This is a genomic window from Micromonospora matsumotoense (genome assembly GCF_050951065.1).
In the GTDB taxonomy this organism is placed as follows: domain Bacteria; phylum Actinomycetota; class Actinomycetes; order Mycobacteriales; family Micromonosporaceae; genus Micromonospora; species Micromonospora matsumotoensis.
In genome coordinates this window covers 7,167,101-7,182,160 of sequence record NZ_CP192025.1, presented here as the reverse complement: position 1 = coordinate 7,182,160, position 15,060 = coordinate 7,167,101, and the positions used below count along the sequence as shown (strand labels likewise).

At 70.6% G+C, this 15,060-nt stretch carries 14 protein-coding genes; 8 read left to right on the top strand and 6 right to left on the bottom strand.

Features of this window, described 5'->3' with window-relative positions; genetic code table 11:
* Positions 1-3: 3 nt before the first annotated feature.
* Complete coding sequence (locus tag ACQP1S_RS30790) at positions 4-840, bottom strand: helix-turn-helix domain-containing protein (RefSeq protein ID WP_432901493.1); 837 nt, start codon at positions 838-840, stop codon at positions 4-6.
* A 101-nt stretch (positions 841-941) separates the two neighbouring features.
* On the opposite strand from ACQP1S_RS30790, the gene ACQP1S_RS30785 reads away from it, so the two are divergent.
* Positions 942-1,409, top strand: a complete 468-nt coding sequence (locus ACQP1S_RS30785) for a VOC family protein (protein ID WP_432901491.1) — start codon at positions 942-944, stop codon at positions 1,407-1,409.
* 394 nt (positions 1,410-1,803) lie between these two features.
* Here the strand turns inward: ACQP1S_RS30785 and ACQP1S_RS30780 are convergent, their stop codons facing one another.
* Genes ACQP1S_RS30780 through ACQP1S_RS30765 form a run of 4 tightly spaced genes read right to left on the bottom strand, consistent with a single transcriptional unit; the run spans position 1,804 to position 5,269 of the window.
* Positions 1,804-2,460, bottom strand: a complete 657-nt coding sequence (locus ACQP1S_RS30780; protein ID WP_432901489.1) for a response regulator — start codon at positions 2,458-2,460, stop codon at positions 1,804-1,806.
* Complete coding sequence (locus tag ACQP1S_RS30775) at positions 2,457-3,611, bottom strand: sensor histidine kinase (protein WP_432901487.1); 1,155 nt, start codon at positions 3,609-3,611, stop codon at positions 2,457-2,459. The genes ACQP1S_RS30780 and ACQP1S_RS30775 overlap by 4 nt, the downstream gene beginning before the upstream one ends.
* A 15-nt stretch (positions 3,612-3,626) precedes the next feature.
* Complete coding sequence (locus ACQP1S_RS30770) at positions 3,627-4,376, bottom strand: ABC transporter permease (RefSeq protein ID WP_432901485.1); 750 nt, start codon at positions 4,374-4,376, stop codon at positions 3,627-3,629.
* Positions 4,373-5,269, bottom strand: coding sequence for an ABC transporter ATP-binding protein (locus ACQP1S_RS30765; RefSeq protein WP_091252340.1), 897 nt, complete (start codon positions 5,267-5,269; stop codon positions 4,373-4,375). Before ACQP1S_RS30765 ends, ACQP1S_RS30770 begins: the two co-directional genes overlap by 4 nt.
* Before the next feature lie 455 nt (positions 5,270-5,724).
* Between ACQP1S_RS30765 and ACQP1S_RS30760 the strand changes: the two genes are divergently transcribed.
* From ACQP1S_RS30760 to ACQP1S_RS30730, 7 genes are all read left to right on the top strand, one after another.
* Positions 5,725-6,351, top strand: a complete 627-nt coding sequence (locus tag ACQP1S_RS30760) for a maleylpyruvate isomerase N-terminal domain-containing protein (RefSeq protein WP_432901482.1) — start codon at positions 5,725-5,727, stop codon at positions 6,349-6,351.
* Positions 6,352-6,550: 199 nt separating this feature from the next.
* The gene (locus ACQP1S_RS30755) at positions 6,551-6,997 is read left to right on the top strand and encodes a hypothetical protein (RefSeq protein WP_432901480.1); all 447 of its coding nucleotides are present in this window, start codon (positions 6,551-6,553) and stop codon (positions 6,995-6,997) included.
* Positions 6,997-7,368, top strand: coding sequence for a VanZ family protein (locus ACQP1S_RS30750; RefSeq protein ID WP_432901478.1), 372 nt, complete (start codon positions 6,997-6,999; stop codon positions 7,366-7,368). Before ACQP1S_RS30755 ends, ACQP1S_RS30750 begins: the two co-directional genes overlap by 1 nt.
* A gap of 58 nt (positions 7,369-7,426) precedes the next feature.
* Positions 7,427-8,122: a response regulator transcription factor gene (locus ACQP1S_RS30745; protein ID WP_091252346.1), complete on the top strand. Its 696-nt coding sequence runs from the start codon at positions 7,427-7,429 to the stop codon at positions 8,120-8,122.
* Positions 8,115-9,236, top strand: a complete 1,122-nt coding sequence (locus tag ACQP1S_RS30740; RefSeq protein WP_432901476.1) for a sensor histidine kinase — start codon at positions 8,115-8,117, stop codon at positions 9,234-9,236. The genes ACQP1S_RS30745 and ACQP1S_RS30740 overlap by 8 nt, the downstream gene beginning before the upstream one ends.
* Positions 9,237-9,508: 272 nt before the next feature.
* Positions 9,509-10,315, top strand: a complete 807-nt coding sequence (locus ACQP1S_RS30735) for an SAM-dependent methyltransferase (protein WP_432908451.1) — start codon at positions 9,509-9,511, stop codon at positions 10,313-10,315.
* Positions 10,312-12,165 carry a putative bifunctional diguanylate cyclase/phosphodiesterase gene (locus ACQP1S_RS30730; RefSeq protein WP_432901474.1) on the top strand — a complete coding sequence of 618 codons (1,854 nt, stop codon included), beginning with the start codon at positions 10,312-10,314 and terminating at the stop codon, positions 12,163-12,165. Before ACQP1S_RS30735 ends, ACQP1S_RS30730 begins: the two co-directional genes overlap by 4 nt.
* A 6-nt stretch (positions 12,166-12,171) precedes the next feature.
* Here ACQP1S_RS30730 and ACQP1S_RS30725 read toward each other — a convergent pair whose 3' ends face one another.
* Entirely contained in the window at positions 12,172-15,042 is a 2,871-nt protein-coding gene (locus ACQP1S_RS30725) for a CHAT domain-containing protein (protein ID WP_432901472.1), read from the bottom strand.
* Positions 15,043-15,060 lie beyond the last annotated feature (18 nt).

Here is a 15,060-nt window from a genome sequence, read left to right as displayed (position 1 = left end):
AGGTTAGTCGGAGCGGAGAGCCATTTCCTGGACACCGATAGTGGCCAACAGGTCCAGTTTGCTTCGGGCGTCAGTGCCCGGTCGCGCCGTCAGCACCACGACCCGCAGATCGCTGTCCTGGGTGGGAAGAATGTTGGCGTCCAAGGCGATCTCACCAACCTCCGGATGGACGGCAGTCTTGTGCGCGCTTTCGTGAGCCGCGACGGTCGGACTCGCCCACAATTCGCGGAACCGCGCAGTGCGGTTCAGCCGATCGATCAACGATGCGACATCGGGATCGTTCGGGTATCGGCCGGTGGTGGTCCGCAGGTCCGCGACGAGGGACTGCTCGAACCACACCCGTTCCGCCGCGGTCTGTCGGACCCGGGCGTTCCGCCGTTCGAACTGGGTGATCATGGCGTTCCGGTCCTCAACGCTGGCTCGGCACGGGTCACCCCAGGTCGCCGCGAACAACGGGTTCCAGTGCAGCAACTGCCAGGCGGCGTCGTACACGGCCAGAGGGCTGGCGCTGAGCTGGTCGGCAACCCGGCGCACACTGATCGGGATCAATCTGGGAATGCGATCCGGGTTGGCGGTATGCCCCGCCAGACGCAGCAGGTGGGCCTGCTCCTCGTCGTTCAACTGCAACGCGCGAGCCAACGCCGAACACACCTGAGCCGACGGGGTCTTCGCTCGGCCCTGCTCGAGCTGCGCGACGTACTCGGCCGAGACACCCGCCAGCATCGCCAGCTCACCGCGGCGCAGTCCGACGACCCGCCGCGGTGCGTGGTGGATCAGCCCGACGGTGGCCGGCTCCAGTCGATCTCGCCAGGCGCGGAGCGCGGCACCAAGGTGGTTCATCCTCTTCATGATCCCGCATCCGGTTGCCGGTGTCCTGGTACCAGCAGTACGAGGAAGATCTCTGACTCCCTCGGAACGTACCGCTGTAGGAGCATCGATGGATGCTCAAAGTGACGCGAATGCACCACATCGGCGTGCCCGTCAGCGACCTCGACCGGTCGGTGCGGTGGTACGAAGATGTTCTCGGGGTCGCCGCGAACGGCGTGACCATCTCGGCCGACAACGCCGCGCTCGGCGCCGTGGTGGAAGTGGAGAACCCCGCGATGCGAGCGGTCTTCTCGCTCGCCGGAGACAACGTCCTGCTGGAACTGATCCAGTATGACCGGCCGGCGCCGAAGCCGTTCGAGGGCCGCAACTGCGACGTCGGGGTGATGCATCTCTGCTTCGAGGTCGACGACATGGACACGGCGGTACGCCACCTGAGGGAGCGCGGCGTCCACCTCAACGCTGACCCGGTGATATTGGCCAGCGGGGACGGAATCCACGCTGGCGAACTCGCCGGCACCAAGATCCTGTACCTGCGTGACCCGGACGGCATCCAGTTGGAGCTCTTCGAACTCCCTCGGTGACCACCCGGCACGCTACTCAGCCACGGGTAGGGCGACCGCCGCAGGCTCAGGAACGCCCCGAACCCGATCCACGGATCAAGGGTTACGGTCGTGAATGCGTAGGTGGGCCCAGAGCACCGGTCTTGTCGGCAGATGTGCGGAGCTGTAGCGGACATCGGCCGCCGAAGTCCCAGCGCGGATCGCATCGCCGCAGCTCCTCCACGTCTCGGTAGGAGAGGTCGAACCGCAGGTGTCAGCGGACCGTCAGGACGATCGCCTCGGGTGGGAACCGGAACCCGACGAATGCCGACGGCGGGTGGGACCAGGGCCGGACCCGAGACAGCAACCTCACCGGCCAGCGGACCACCCGGCCAAGCTGGAGTCTCATGCTTCCGCTCGACGCAACAGGTCCAGCTCAGGCGCTTGGCTGGACGAGGCCGTTGTCGTACGCGAAGATCACTGCTTGGATCCGATCCCGTGCCCCGATCTTGGCCAGTACCCGCCCGACGTGCTTCTTCACGGTTGACTCGGTCAGGGTGAAGCGTTCGGCGATCTCGGTGTTCGTGGCGCCCTGACCGATCGCCTCAAGGACTTCGCGTTCTCGCTCGCTGAGTGCGGCCAGCCGGTGGTCCTGCTTGGCGTCGGGCGCCGCGTGCTGAAGGTAGGCGGTCATGAGTTTACGGGTCAGGCTGGGTGCCACCACCGACTCTCCGCTCGCGACGGCCCGGATGCCGGCGATGAGTTCCTCGGGACGGGCGTCCTTGAGGAGAAAGCCGCTCGCGCCGGCCCGCAGTCCGGCGTAGACGTATTCGTCCAGGTCGAAGGTGGTCAGGATCAGCACCTGGGTGCGCGAGCCGGCGGCGGTGATGCGGCGGGTGGCCTCGATGCCGTCCATGCCGGGCATGCGTACGTCCATCAGCACGACGTCGGGTCTCATCTGCTCCACCGAGCGCACTGCCTCGGCGCCGGTGGAGGCCTCGCCGACCACTGTCATGCCGGGGGTGCCGTCCAGCAGCATCTTGAAACCCATCCGTTGCAACGGCTGGTCGTCGACGATCAGCACGGTCGTCATGCGGGCTCCTTGAGGACGACGTCGATCAGCCAGCCACTGTCGGCCGGGCCGGCGGTCATCACCCCGCCGTACATGGTGGCGCGTTCGCGCATGCCGAGCAGGCCGTGACTCGGGGCGGCGGGTCTGCCGTGACCGCTGTCGCGGACGCGGACGCGTACCTCCCCGTCGGAGGTGGTGAGAGTGACGTTCGCGGCCGCACCGCGCCCGGCGTGTTTGAGGGTGTTGGTGAGTGCTTCCTGCACGATGCGATAGACCGCGAGTTGTACGCCTCGGCTGAGTTTGTCCAGCTCGCCCGTCGTGGAGTAGGTGACCGGCAGTCCGGCGGCCCGCACACTGGGCAGCAGCCGGTCGAGGTCCGCGATGCCGGGCTGCGGGCTCAGCTGCGGATCGGCGTCCTCTCCGCGCAGCACGCCCAGCACCCGGCGCAACTCGGCGAGCGCCTGCCGGCCGGTCTCCCCGATCAGGCGCAGCGGTTCGGCGGTCTGCTCGTCGCGCGATCTCGCGAGCGTGGCCCCGCCGTCGGCCAGCCCCACGATCACCGACACGTGGTGGCCGACGAGGTCGTGCATCTCGCGGGCCACCCGGGCCCGCTCGTCGGCGACGGCGAGGCGGGCACGCTGGTGCTGTTCGACCTCCAGGCGGGCGGCGCGGTCCTCGAGAGCGATGAGGTACGCCCGGCGGGTACGCGCCGCGACGCCGGACGCGACCGCGGCCATCGACGTGCCGAGCACCAGGAACAACGTGACGGTGCGGTTTTCGAGCACTTCCTCGAACAGGTAGATCTCGGCGACCAGCAACGTGACCGTGACGCCGCAGGCCCAGGCCAGCGCCCGCCAGGAGCCGCGGGAGGCCACGCCGAACAGCATCACCAGCAGGACCACCCCGGCGCCGACCTCGACGCCCAGCCAGCCCTGGGCCAGTACGGTGGCCGCGGTCACCAGGAACGCCGGGAACGGCTGCCGCCGCCGCCAGTACAGCGGCGGCAGCAGGGTCAGCGTCGCGATGGTGGCCCGCAGGGGCGCCTCGACCAGGCTCGAGATGCTGAACAACACGACCGCGACGGCCACGACGGTGTCCATGACCCACGGCCGGCGACGATGGAAAGCCCGTACCCCGGCCTGCCGGTCCACCAGCCATTCCTGGGTGCTCATCAGGCGATTGTCCCCTTACGCGTCGGTCTTTTTGAGCCGATACGCCGCGGCGGCGAGGACGATGACGACATACCCGGCGAAGACGGCGAGACCCGTCCAGGGCGCCAGAGTGCTGTCTCCCGGGGTCAGCGCCATCACCGCGCTGCCCGCATTGCTCGGCAGGTACGGGGTGACCGCCTCGGAGATCGAGTGCGGTAGCAGCAGGGCCAGGCCCGGCACGATCAGCAGCAGGCCGGCGAGGATGGCGATCGCGCCGGCGCTGGCGCGGACGAGCATGCCGAGCGCGACGCCCAGCACGGCGATCAGGCCCAGGTAGAGACCGGCCCCGAACAGGGCGCGCAGCACACCGTCGTCGCCGAGGCTCAGGCCGCCGACGTCGTCGTTGAGAACGGCCGACCCCAGGGCGAAGGCGGCAAACGCGCCGGCGGTCATCGCGACGAGCCCGGCCAGTCCGGCGACGAGGCTCTTCGACCACAGCACCGGCAACCGGCGTGGCACCGCGGCCAGGGTCGCCCGGATCATGCCGGTGGTGTATTCGCCGGCCCCCAGCAGCACGCCGAGTACTCCGACAGCGAGGGCCGCCAGGGTGCTGCCGGACAGGGCCAGGTCGACCGCTGACATGCCGTCGCCTGCGGAGGACGCCGAGGCGATCATGCCGAACGCGATCAGGACGACGACGGAGGTGCCGGTCGTGATCCAGGTGGAGCGCAGCGAGGAGAACTTGGTCCATTCGGCGGCGACGACGCCACCAGGGGTGATCTTCATCGGGCGGCCTCGTATTCGACGGCGTCACGGGTCAGGTCCATGAACGCCTCTTCCAGCGAGGCGTTCTGCGGGGTCAGTTCGAACAGCGGGATTCCACGCCTCGCCGCCGCCAGCCCGATCTGCCGGGCGGAAGTGCCGGAGACGAGCAGCTCCTCGGCACCGGTCGAGGTGACCGTGACGCCCGGTCCGCTGATCACCGTGCGTAGCGCGTCGGGGTCGGCGGTGACCACCCGGACGCCCTCCGCGGTCACCAGCTCGGCCACGGTGGTGTCGGCGAGCAGCTTGCCCCGCCCGATGATGATCAAGTGGTCGGCGATCAGCGAGACCTCGCTCATCAGATGGGAGGACAACATCACGGTGCGGCCCTCGGCGGCGAGGCCGGCGAGCAGGTTGCGCACCCAGAGGACACCCTCCGGATCGAGGCCGTTGACCGGCTCGTCGAGCATCACCACGGCCGGATCGCCGAGCAGCGCGGCGGCGATGCCGAGCCGCTGGCCCATGCCGAGGGAGAAGGCACCGACCCGCTTGTTGGCGACGGCCGAGAGGCCGGCCATGCCGAGGACCTCGTCGACGCGCGAGCGCGGGATGCCGTGCGTGCGGGCCAGGGCGAGAAGGTGGCTGACCGCGGTGCGCCCGGGGTGCACGGCCTTGGCGTCGAGCAACCCGCCAAGCTCGTGGAGCGGGGCTTTCGACGAAACGTACGGTTTGCCGTTGATCAGCACGTCACCGGAGGTCGGGGCGTCGAGGCCGATGATCATCCGCATGGTGGTCGACTTGCCCGCGCCGTTGGGCCCGAGGAAGCCGGTGACCTGGCCCGGCTTGGCGCTGAACGACAGCCGGTCGACGACTGTCTTCGCACCGTACCGCTTGGTTACTTCGCGTATCTGAATCATGCTCACCACGCTAGGGGCGCGTAGCGCCAGGATCGTGGTACCGCGGTCGGCACTTCCGCGCCTTCGGTGGTACCGCGGTACCACCCCCGCCGAGGGCCGTGTCACGTGGTCAGAGACTGGACTTCCGCGGACCCGGCACGTCCTGCGCCGGCTGTTGCCGGCCCTGCTGGTGCTGGCGACGGACCTGGTCGGCCCGTAGGCGTTCGGCACCTGCCACCTTCCCTTGGCCGGTGGCGCGTGGCATGACAGGGGCTGTGTGTCCGCGCGTCGTCGATCAGGGAGAACTCGGTCGCGGCGGACCGGGGTCGATTGGGCTCGCATCCGAACCTGCGGGAGGAAGCCCAGAGGTGCGCTGTCGTGGCCGGTGTGCGTGCGTGTCCCCGGCCGAGGAATCCGTTGCTCGCAGGTACGAGATTGGGTGACAACAGGTCTCCCGCGCGCATAGCGTGCACTCGATGATTCGAGATGCGTTCCTGGATGTCGCTGAGATCGCCGCGTCGCTGTTGCGTGAACCGTTGATGGCCGAGCGGTGGTCCACGCCGAGCGCGTTGCCTGACTTCTCCACCGGCGGCCTCGCTCGTCACCTGGCCAACCAGGTAACCCACACCGTGACGTTCCTCGCCGCCGAGCAGGGAGCATCGCCGATTCCGGTGTTGGAGCATTTCACCGGCAACGCCTGGGTGACGTCGGGCGTCGACAGCGCTGACAACGTCGACATCCGCCGTCGCAGCGAGCAGGCAGCCGCGTCGACGACCGCCACGGACCTGGCGGCCGACGTCGATGCGGCGTTGGCCGAGCTGCGCGTCACGGTGCCGGCGCAGTCGGCCGACCATGTCGTGGATCTCGGCGACTGGGGCCTGCAGGTGGACGACTTCCTGCTGACTCGGGTGATGGAGCTGGTTGTCCACGTCGACGACCTGGCCGTCAGCCTCGGCGTGCCGACCCCACCGATACCGCCGGCAGCGGCCGAAGCGACGATCCACCTGCTGGGCAGCCTCGCGGCATGGCGGCACGGTTCCCTGAAGGTGATACGCGCGTTGGCCCGCCACGAGCGAGCTCCCGCCTCGGTCGCCGCCCTTTGAAGCTGCACGATCTGTTCCAGGACTGGGCCGGCACGAGTCGCTGGTCAGCTGCGGACGCCGGCCGGCGCGTGCAGCGTGAGGTGCGCGGACATGGCATTGAGGAAGTTGGGGGCGTCGAAGACCGCGCCGGCGGAGACGACGCCGGTTGCCCGGGTCCGGCCGGTGAGGAGGCGGTCGGCAGCCTCGGCGCACTGATGGCGTGGATGTCCTGACCGGTGGCGGCCAGGCGACGTTCTGTGTCGCCGGAGCGGACGAAGACGTCGATGACGAACGTCTGTGCGGAGCGGTTGCGCGCGTCGACGGCCCTCGTCTGCAGCCGTTCCGCTGCGCGAGAGCCAACACCAGACTGATCCAGCAGTCGGATCAACAGCGCCACGTCGGCCGTGACCGCCTCCCGCGCCACCTGCTGAGTCCATACGACCGGGTGCCCGTATCCGTCGATCACCAGATCGTCCGGGTCGTCGGCCACCTGGAACAGATCCGTCCGCAGGTCGGTCCCGAAGTGGTTGCGGTGGCCGGCCTCGGGGCATGGACCACAGCACATCCCCGTCGGTACCGTCCCGTCTCGTCCGCCGGATCCTGCCCGCCGGCCTGGCTCTTCTCGGGCTGGCGGGCGTGGCGTTCGTGGTACGGCGGCCGCTCCTGATGTCCGCTCCGAGGTGTCTGGCCGGGCGGTGGCACGGCTGCTATGACACGTTCAACGGGGTGGTGCTGATGATGTTGGTGGGGCTGCCGTTGGCGGCCCTGGCGTGCTGCCGGCGTGCTGCCGGCGTCGCCCCGGTGCGGTTCGCGGCGTTCGCCTCGATGCCGCGGATCCTGGCGCTCGGCGCGGGCTGCTCGGTCCTGGTGGAAACCGCCCAGTACGTCCTGTGGCTGGACCGGGTGTCGTCGGTGGATGACGTCCTGGTCAACGCCACCGGTGCCGTGCTGGCCGGGCTGGCGTCCCGCCACTGGTGGCGTACCCCGGCGGAGGTGCCGTCGCAGCGGCCGTGTCCCGCGCCGGTGGCGGCCGGCTGAGGCACGCGTCCGGGATGTGTACGTCGGTACCACCTTTCGGTGCTCCTAGGCTGCGCGTATGCGCGTACTGATCGTGGAGGACGAGCCCTACCTGGCTGAAGCCGTCCGGGACGGCCTGCGGCTGGAGGCGATCGCCGCCGACATCGCTCCCGACGGCGACTCCGCCCTGGAGTTGCTCGGCGTCAACCACTACGACCTCGCGATCCTCGACCGTGACATCCCCGGCCCGTCCGGCGACGAGGTCGCCCGCCGTGTCGTCGCCTCCGGTAGCGGCCTGCCGATCCTCATGCTCACCGCTGCCGACCGGATCGACGACAAGGCGTCCGGATTCCAGTTGGGCGCCGACGACTACCTCACCAAACCGTTCGAACTCCGGGAACTCGTGCTCCGGCTCAGGGCACTCGACCGCAGGCGCGGGTACGCCCGGCCCCCGGTCCGCGAGATCGCGGGCCTACGGGTCGACCCGTTCCGCCGGGAGGTCTTCCGCGACGGACGCCATGTCGCGCTCACCCGCAAGCAGTTCGCCGTGCTGGAGGTCCTCGTCGCCGCCGAGGGTGGGGTCGTCAGCGCCGAGGATCTGCTGGAACGGGCCTGGGACCTCAACGCCAACCCCTTCACCAACGCCGTACGGATCACCGTCTCCGCGCTGCGCAAACGGCTCGGCGAACCATGGATCATCGCCACGGTGCCCGGCGTCGGCTACCGCATCGACACCGCTCCCGGCACCGGGCGTGCGGGAGTGGACCGTGGATAGGGAGCCGGGTCTGAGCGTCCGCCTCAAGTTGACCCTCAGCTATGCCGGGTTCGGCATGCTGGCGGGTGGTCTGCTCCTGGTCACCGTGTGGGTGTTCCTGCTGCGGTACGTACCCGAGGTGATCGCCGCCGGGTCGCCCGCCCCGGCACCCGACGGCTCCCGCCTTCCCGCCCCCGTCATGTTCGTGCCGGACCGCTTCGACCTGCTCCATGCCTTCGTTCCGAGAGCAGTCGCGGTGCTGGTCCTGCTGCTGTTCTTCGGCCTGCTGGGCGGATGGGCCCTCGCCGGCCGGATGCTCGCGCCGCTGACCCGCATCACCGATGCCACCCGCGTGGCCGCGGGCGGAGCACTGACCCACCGGATTCGGCTGGAGGGTCGCCGGGACGAGTTCCGGGAACTCTCCGACGCGTTCGACTCGATGCTAGAACAGCTCGAATCCCACGTCGCGGAGCAGCAGAGATTCGCCGCCAACGCCTCCCACGAACTGCGTACCCCGCTCGCGATCTCCCGGGCACTCCTCGACGTCGCCCGCAGGGAGCCGGCTGCTGGGCGCGGCGACCTCGTCGAACGACTGCACACCGTCAACCAGCGGGCGATCGACCTCACCGAGGCCCTCCTGCTGCTCAGCCGCGGCGACCGCGGCACCTTCACCCGCGAAGTCGTCGACCTCTCCCTCGTCGCCGAGGAGGCCGCCGAGACGCTGCTTCCCCTCGCCGAACGGCGTCGGATCACGCTGGACGTCTCCGGCGGGGCGGCCCGCACCAGCGGCTCCGCCGAACTCCTGCTCCGGATGGTGACGAACCTCGTGCAGAACGCCATCGTGCACAACCTTCCCGCCGGCGGCACCGTGACGGTCCACACCGAGGCGCACGGCGACACGAGCCTGCTGCGGATCGGGAACACGGGCCGCCGGCTCCCACCCGCACTGGTGTCGACCTTCACCGAACCCTTCCAGCGCGGAGTGGAACGCGTACGCACCGACGAACATGTGGGTGTCGGCCTCGGTCTCGCCATCGTGCACAGCATCGTCCGGGCCCACGGCGGGACCCTCGACCTGGCCCCCAACCCGCACGGAGGTCTCCTCGTCACGGTCCGGCTCCCCGGCCCGCCGTAGGGTCGACGACCGGTTTCCGTTCGACGTGCTGCCATGCCGCCGGGGCCGGGCCGTGGAGCCCACCGGAGGCGTCAGCTCAGGCGGGGCGTCCGGGACCGCCGAGCAGTACGGTACGGCGCGCAGGCGCGTCGATGTCTGTACGGTGTGGACGGACGTTCGACGGAACCGGTGTCCGCCATTGGCCCGCGGACGATCTCGGTGCGGTGCGGCAGCAGGAAATTTCGACCTATAGTGGCGGCAGTCACGTCACGGTGGTGGTGGGAAGGGCGACGATGGAACGGCCGGATTGGGCGCCAGCAGATGTTGATCTCAGCCGGCCGAGCGTCGCGCGAGCCTACGACTACTGGCTCGGCGGCTCGCACAACTTCGAGGTCGACCGGGAGTTCGCCCGCCAGGCACTGGCGGCGGTGCCAGATCTCCGCCTGGTCGCGCGGGCGAACCGTGAGTTCCTGCATCGTGCGGTGCGATTCATGCTCGACGAAGGGATTCGGCAGTTCCTGGACATCGGGTCCGGCATTCCGACGGTGGGCAACGTGCACGAGATCGCCCAGCAGGTGGATCCGGACTCCCGCGTGGTCTATGTGGACATCGATCCGGTGGCGGTGACGCACAGCACACACATCCTGGCCGGCCAGCCGAACGCGGTCGCGCTGCTGGAGGACCTGCGCCATCCGGAGGCCATCCTGGACCATCCGGAGGTCCGTCGGCTGCTGGATCTCGACCTGCCGGTCGGTCTGCTGCTCGTCTCGGTCGTGCACGCGGTCCCCGACCAGGACGACCCGTACGGGCTGATCCGGCGGCTGTGGACGGCGCTGGCCCCGGGCAGTTGCGTGGCGGTCAGCCACGTCACCACCGACAGCCGGCCGGACGAGATGGGCGAGGGCGCCCGGCTCAGTGGCCGGACGAACACCCCGGTCACCGCCCGTACCCGCACGCAGGTGGAAGACTTCTTCGCCGGCCTCGACCTGGTGGAACCCGGCGTGGTGTGGTCACCGCTGTGGCGTCCCGAGTCGTCGGCCGATGTCGGGGAGCACCCGGAGCGGATGAGTTTCTACGTCGGAGTCGGACGCCGCAGGTGAGCGATCGGCCCGCCGCCGACGGGCTCGACGACCGGAGCCGTCCGGGCGTCGAGGAGTTCGTCACGGCGTGGGCCACGGCCCTGCACCGGGCCCACTATGTGCCGATCAGCGCCGAGCAGCGCCGTCGCATCGTGGCCGGACTGGCGGACCGCCTGGTCACCGCGGTTCTCGCCGAGCCGGGCGAGCCCGGAGGCGGCCGACGGATCGGCGTCGATCTGGTGGCGGCCGGCTTCGGGTCGCCGGAGGCGCTCGGTGGCACGATCGCCGTCATCGGCTCCCGGTTCCTCGGCGAGCTGGGCATCGCCGCCGACCCCGCCATTGCCGCTCGGCTGAACCGCCTGCTGGCGGACCTCGCGGCGGGCTTCACGTCGGCCGCGCACGATCGCAGCCTGCGAGCCCAGGACACGGTCCGGCTGGCCGCGCTCGCCGCTCGTACCCAGGCCGAGGAGGCGTTGCGGGTCAGCGAGGCCAGGTTCCGCCGCTTCGCCACCCACGACCAGTTGACCGGGTTGCCCAACCTGACGTTGCTCACCGAGCAGTTGGGACGGCTGTCCGCCGCCCAGGTGCCGATCGACCGGGTCGGGGTCTGCTGCCTCGACGTCGACGACTTCGCGGCGGTCAACGACGTACTCGGTTATCAGGTGGGTGACCTGTTGCTCCGCGAGATCGCCGACCGGATCGGCGCGCTCACCGACCGGCGGATCGACCTGGTGGCGCGGCTGGACAGCGACCGGTTCGCGATCCTGGTCCGCGACACCACCTGCGCCGGCGACGCCGTCAAGATCGCCGATCAGGCGCTCGCCGTGCTCGCCGCCCCCTTCCGCGTCAACGGCACCGAGGTGCCCCTGACGGTGAGCGCGGGAGTGGCCGAGGGCACCGTGGCCGACGGTGGCGCCGCGACCCTGATGCGCGCCAGTGAGATCGCGCTGCACTGGGCCAAGGCGGACGGCAAGGCCACCCTGCGCCAGTTCGACCAGGACCGCAGCAACGCCGACGCCGAGCGTTACCGGCTGTCGGCAGCCATGCCGGCGGCGCTGCGGCGGGGCGAGTTCACCGCCGCCTACCAACCCATCGTCGCTCTCCGGTCCGGGCAGCTGACCGGGGTGGAAGCCCTGGCCCGCTGGCAGCATCCTCAGCTCGGCCTGCTGAGCGCCGCCCGGTTCATCGAGCTCGCCGAACGCACCGGCCTCGTGGTGCCGCTCGGCCGCCAACTGCTGGAGCAGGCGTGCCGGCAGGCCAGCCGGTGGCAGCGGGTCCAACCCGGCCTGTACGTGAGCGTCAACGTGTCGGTGCGCCAGCTTCGTCGCAACGGGTTTGCCGGAGCGGTGGCGCAGATCCTCGACCGGACAGGCCTGCCGCCGCACCTGCTCCAGCTGGAAGTCACCGAGCAGGCGGTGATCGATCTGACCGGCATCGTGACGGAGACGCTGGCGGCACTGATGAAACTCGGCGTCCGGATCGTCATCGACGACTTCGGCATCGGCTATGCGAATCTGGCCAATCTCCGCTCCCTTCCCCTGCACGGCCTCAAACTCGACGCCAGCCTGACCCGTTCGTCGGCGCAGCCGGCCAGGCGGCCGGGGGCCCGCCGCCCCGGCACGGATGACGACTTCCTCAGCACCGTCGTGTCGCTCGGGCACAAGCTCGGCCTCGTGGTGACCGCCGAGGGCATCGAAACCGCGCAGCAGGCCCACCGGCTGACCGCGACCGGTTGCGACAACGGGCAGGGCTGGCACTTCGGCCGTCCGGTGCCGCCCCACGAGATCACTGCCCGCATCGTCGCCCAGCAGCACCACGACGCCGTGTCACCGGGCACCGAACTGCCGGCGTTACCGATCCAGCAGCGCTGAAGCACCCTAGGGGCCGGTGTGGATCAGCGCCGCCCACAGCTCCGGACGGTCCGGGTGCTCACGCCTCACCCGGTCGATGGCCTTGTCCAACGCGACGGCCGCATCGTCCGCGTCAAGACGCTCTCCGGCCTGCAAACCGGCGTAGACGTCGTCGGCGACCTGGGCCGCGACCCGGTCGGAGACCGCCCACTGGCTGCCGATGACGTGCCGGAAGCCGGCCATCTGCAGTGCCGCGGTGAGATGGATGGCCTCGTCGGGCAGGTCACGGCCGCCCGCTGCGGTGCGGCAGGCGGAGAGGTAGGCGAGGTCGGCGCCGCCGGACGACCGGCTGCCGGCGGCGAGACGGCCGGCCAAGTCCAGGACGCTGAGCCTGCCGTCGACCAGGCGGAGGGCGGCGGCACTGGGCCGCTTGAAGTCCTGGTCGCCATGGCAGGCGAAGTGCGCCCAGCTGTGCTGTTCGAGCGCGGTCAGCACGCCCTCGACGGTGGCGCTGCGGCCGGAGAGCACCCGTAGGCCGGGCACGTGCGAGCTGACCGCGCGCAGCTCGTCGCTGACCGCCGGCAGCGACGCCTGGCCGGGCAGGGTGCCGAGACCCACGGCGAAAGCCCGCGGCGGTCCGGGTGGTGCCGGGGTGGCCCGGGCGCGCAGCAGCGCGGACAGGCTCGGGATGTAGGACGACACGCAGCGGGCGGCGACCGAGATCCGGCGTTTCGCGGCAAGCGGCGCGCTCGCGCCGAATCGACCGGCGGCGTGCAGCGGCAGCATCGTCAGTGGCCCGGTCGGGCACCACCAGACGCGGTGCCGCCGATCCGTCGCGCCACCGAGGATGTCGTCGAGGGCCGCGCAGACGGATTCTCCGACGGTGTCCCAGAGCCATCGTTGCAGCGACACCAGCGTCTGGTGCAGCGCGACCCGCTCGGTCGGCCCGCCACCCCCTTCCACCGCCCGCTGCACCTCAAGGAACGCGGCGGCACGACGCTGCGCCGCGGCGTGGGACAGCCACGGGAGCGGCACGGCCCGTACCCCGTCGGCGGTGACGATGATCGCGTCGCTGCGCCACCGCGAGGTGTTGACCAGCACCGCCGCACCGCCGGTGGTCGCGGGCTGCAGGGCGGCGAACGACGGCGGGTGCAGGAAGTTCTCGAAGCCCGGCTGGCGGCGGGCCTCGGCCACGAGATTCTCCCAGCGTTCGGCCAACCGGCGGCGGCGACCGGTGTCCTCGGTCTCGGCGCGATGTGGTCCACCCGGCGCGGTAGTCAGCAGGCCGTGGCCCATCTTCCAGCCGCGGAGGGCGGGCAGCTCGACGAGCTGGGAAGCCTCCGCCCCGTCCAGGTCCCGGCGCGCCTGGTCGAGCTCGTCGGCGAGCGCCGGGGCGACCACGGCCAGCTCGGACAGGTCGCTGCGGGTCTGCAGGGCCTGGGACCACAGCACCTGACGGCCCTGCTCCAGGAGTTCCACCGCGCGTTCCGGCTGCCCGGCGGCGATGGCCCAGGCAGCCGCGTCGCCGGCCAGGCCGGACACCGTGGTCAGCCGCTTCTCCTGCACCGTGCGGTCCAGGCCACGCCACGCCAGCAGCGGCAGCAGGCCCACGGCGGTGCCGCACGCCTCCAAGGCCAACTCTGCGTCGCCGGCTTCGGCGGCGGTCTGCGCCCAGGTGCGGGCCGCGGTCATCCGGATCTCGATCGCACCCGCCCGGGAAGCCGACGACGACCGCCACATGCCGACTGCGGCGTCGAGGTCGGCCGGGTCGTGATCGATCAGGTAGCGAGTCCGCAACGCCGTGCCGAGCACGTTGAGGGCCCGCGCCCGGTCCGGGTGGCCGGGAGAGAATCCTGCCAGGGCGGTCAGGCCGGTGTCGACGGCGTCGCTGATCCCGACCGGGTCGTTGCTCACCTGGGCCCGGATGAGCAACGATTGGGCGAGGCTGACCAGGTGGCCGGCCCGTTGTGTGCCGGCGGTTGGCGAGTCGACGGCCTCCCGGGCGCTCCGGATCGCCTCGTCCAGGTGGGCCGCCGAGTTGCTGCTGAGGCCGTGTATGACCAGCAGCCTCCCGTGGGTGGCCAGCATCTGCGCGCGGACGGCGCCGATGTTCGGCAGGTCCGCGACGACCTGCCGGCTGACCTGGACCGCCTCGTGCAGGTCGGCGTCGTCGGCGTCGTCGACGCTCACCCAGCGCTGCATCAACGCGATCGCCAGCACGCCGTTCAGGGCGGCCCGGTCGACGTGCCGCTCGGGCAGGGCGGCCAGACCACCGCGACAATGCGCGATCGCCTCGTCGATGTCACCCTGGCCGCCGGTGCGGACGAAACGCATGACCAGGCAGAGCGCCAGCAGTTGACGGGCGGTGAGCGCGTGGTCCGGGTCGGTGGACCGTTGGACCTCCCGGCTGAGGCGGACGGCGGTGTCGATGTCCGCCAGCTGACCGAACCTCTCGAAACTGAGCCGGTACACGTTCACACAGCGGACCAGCACATCCGTCCGGGTGGGGTCGCTCTCGCCGGCGGCGGCCACGGCGAGGTCCGCGTGCCGTTTCGCCATGGACAGGTCCGACACCGCGCGCCGCTGTTCGAACCGAAAGCCGACGACCAGGGCGAGTTGGGCATTGACGTACGGCCACCACGGATCATCGGCCGCGGTCAGCGTCACTGCCTTCTCGGCGGTGGCCACCGCGGCGTCGAGGTACTTCGGGTCCGAAGTCCGGCCCCGCAACATCAGGACGGTGGACAGCGCGGCGAGCACATCCACCCGGGACGGATCGGCGGCGAGGAGATCCCGTGCCAGGCCCTCGGCCCGGACCAGCAGAGATTCGTCACCGCTGTCGTTGTACGCGACGATCAGCGGGTCCACCGAGTCGATGGACTCCTCTGCGGATGGCACCGGCTCAGTAGATTCGAC

Coding starts and splice junctions, on each gene's coding strand:
- ACQP1S_RS30790 (WP_432901493.1), bottom strand. CDS start 840: ATGAACCACCTTGGTGCCGCGCTCCGCGCCTGGCGAGATCGACTGGAG.
- ACQP1S_RS30785 (WP_432901491.1), top strand. CDS start 942: ATGCTCAAAGTGACGCGAATGCACCACATCGGCGTGCCCGTCAGCGAC.
- ACQP1S_RS30780 (WP_432901489.1), bottom strand. CDS start 2,460: ATGACGACCGTGCTGATCGTCGACGACCAGCCGTTGCAACGGATGGGT.
- ACQP1S_RS30775 (WP_432901487.1), bottom strand. CDS start 3,611: ATGAGCACCCAGGAATGGCTGGTGGACCGGCAGGCCGGGGTACGGGCT.
- ACQP1S_RS30770 (WP_432901485.1), bottom strand. CDS start 4,376: ATGAAGATCACCCCTGGTGGCGTCGTCGCCGCCGAATGGACCAAGTTC.
- ACQP1S_RS30765 (WP_091252340.1), bottom strand. CDS start 5,269: ATGATTCAGATACGCGAAGTAACCAAGCGGTACGGTGCGAAGACAGTC.
- ACQP1S_RS30760 (WP_432901482.1), top strand. CDS start 5,725: ATGATTCGAGATGCGTTCCTGGATGTCGCTGAGATCGCCGCGTCGCTG.
- ACQP1S_RS30750 (WP_432901478.1), top strand. CDS start 6,997: ATGTCCGCTCCGAGGTGTCTGGCCGGGCGGTGGCACGGCTGCTATGAC.
- ACQP1S_RS30745 (WP_091252346.1), top strand. CDS start 7,427: ATGCGCGTACTGATCGTGGAGGACGAGCCCTACCTGGCTGAAGCCGTC.
- ACQP1S_RS30735 (WP_432908451.1), top strand. CDS start 9,509: ATGGAACGGCCGGATTGGGCGCCAGCAGATGTTGATCTCAGCCGGCCG.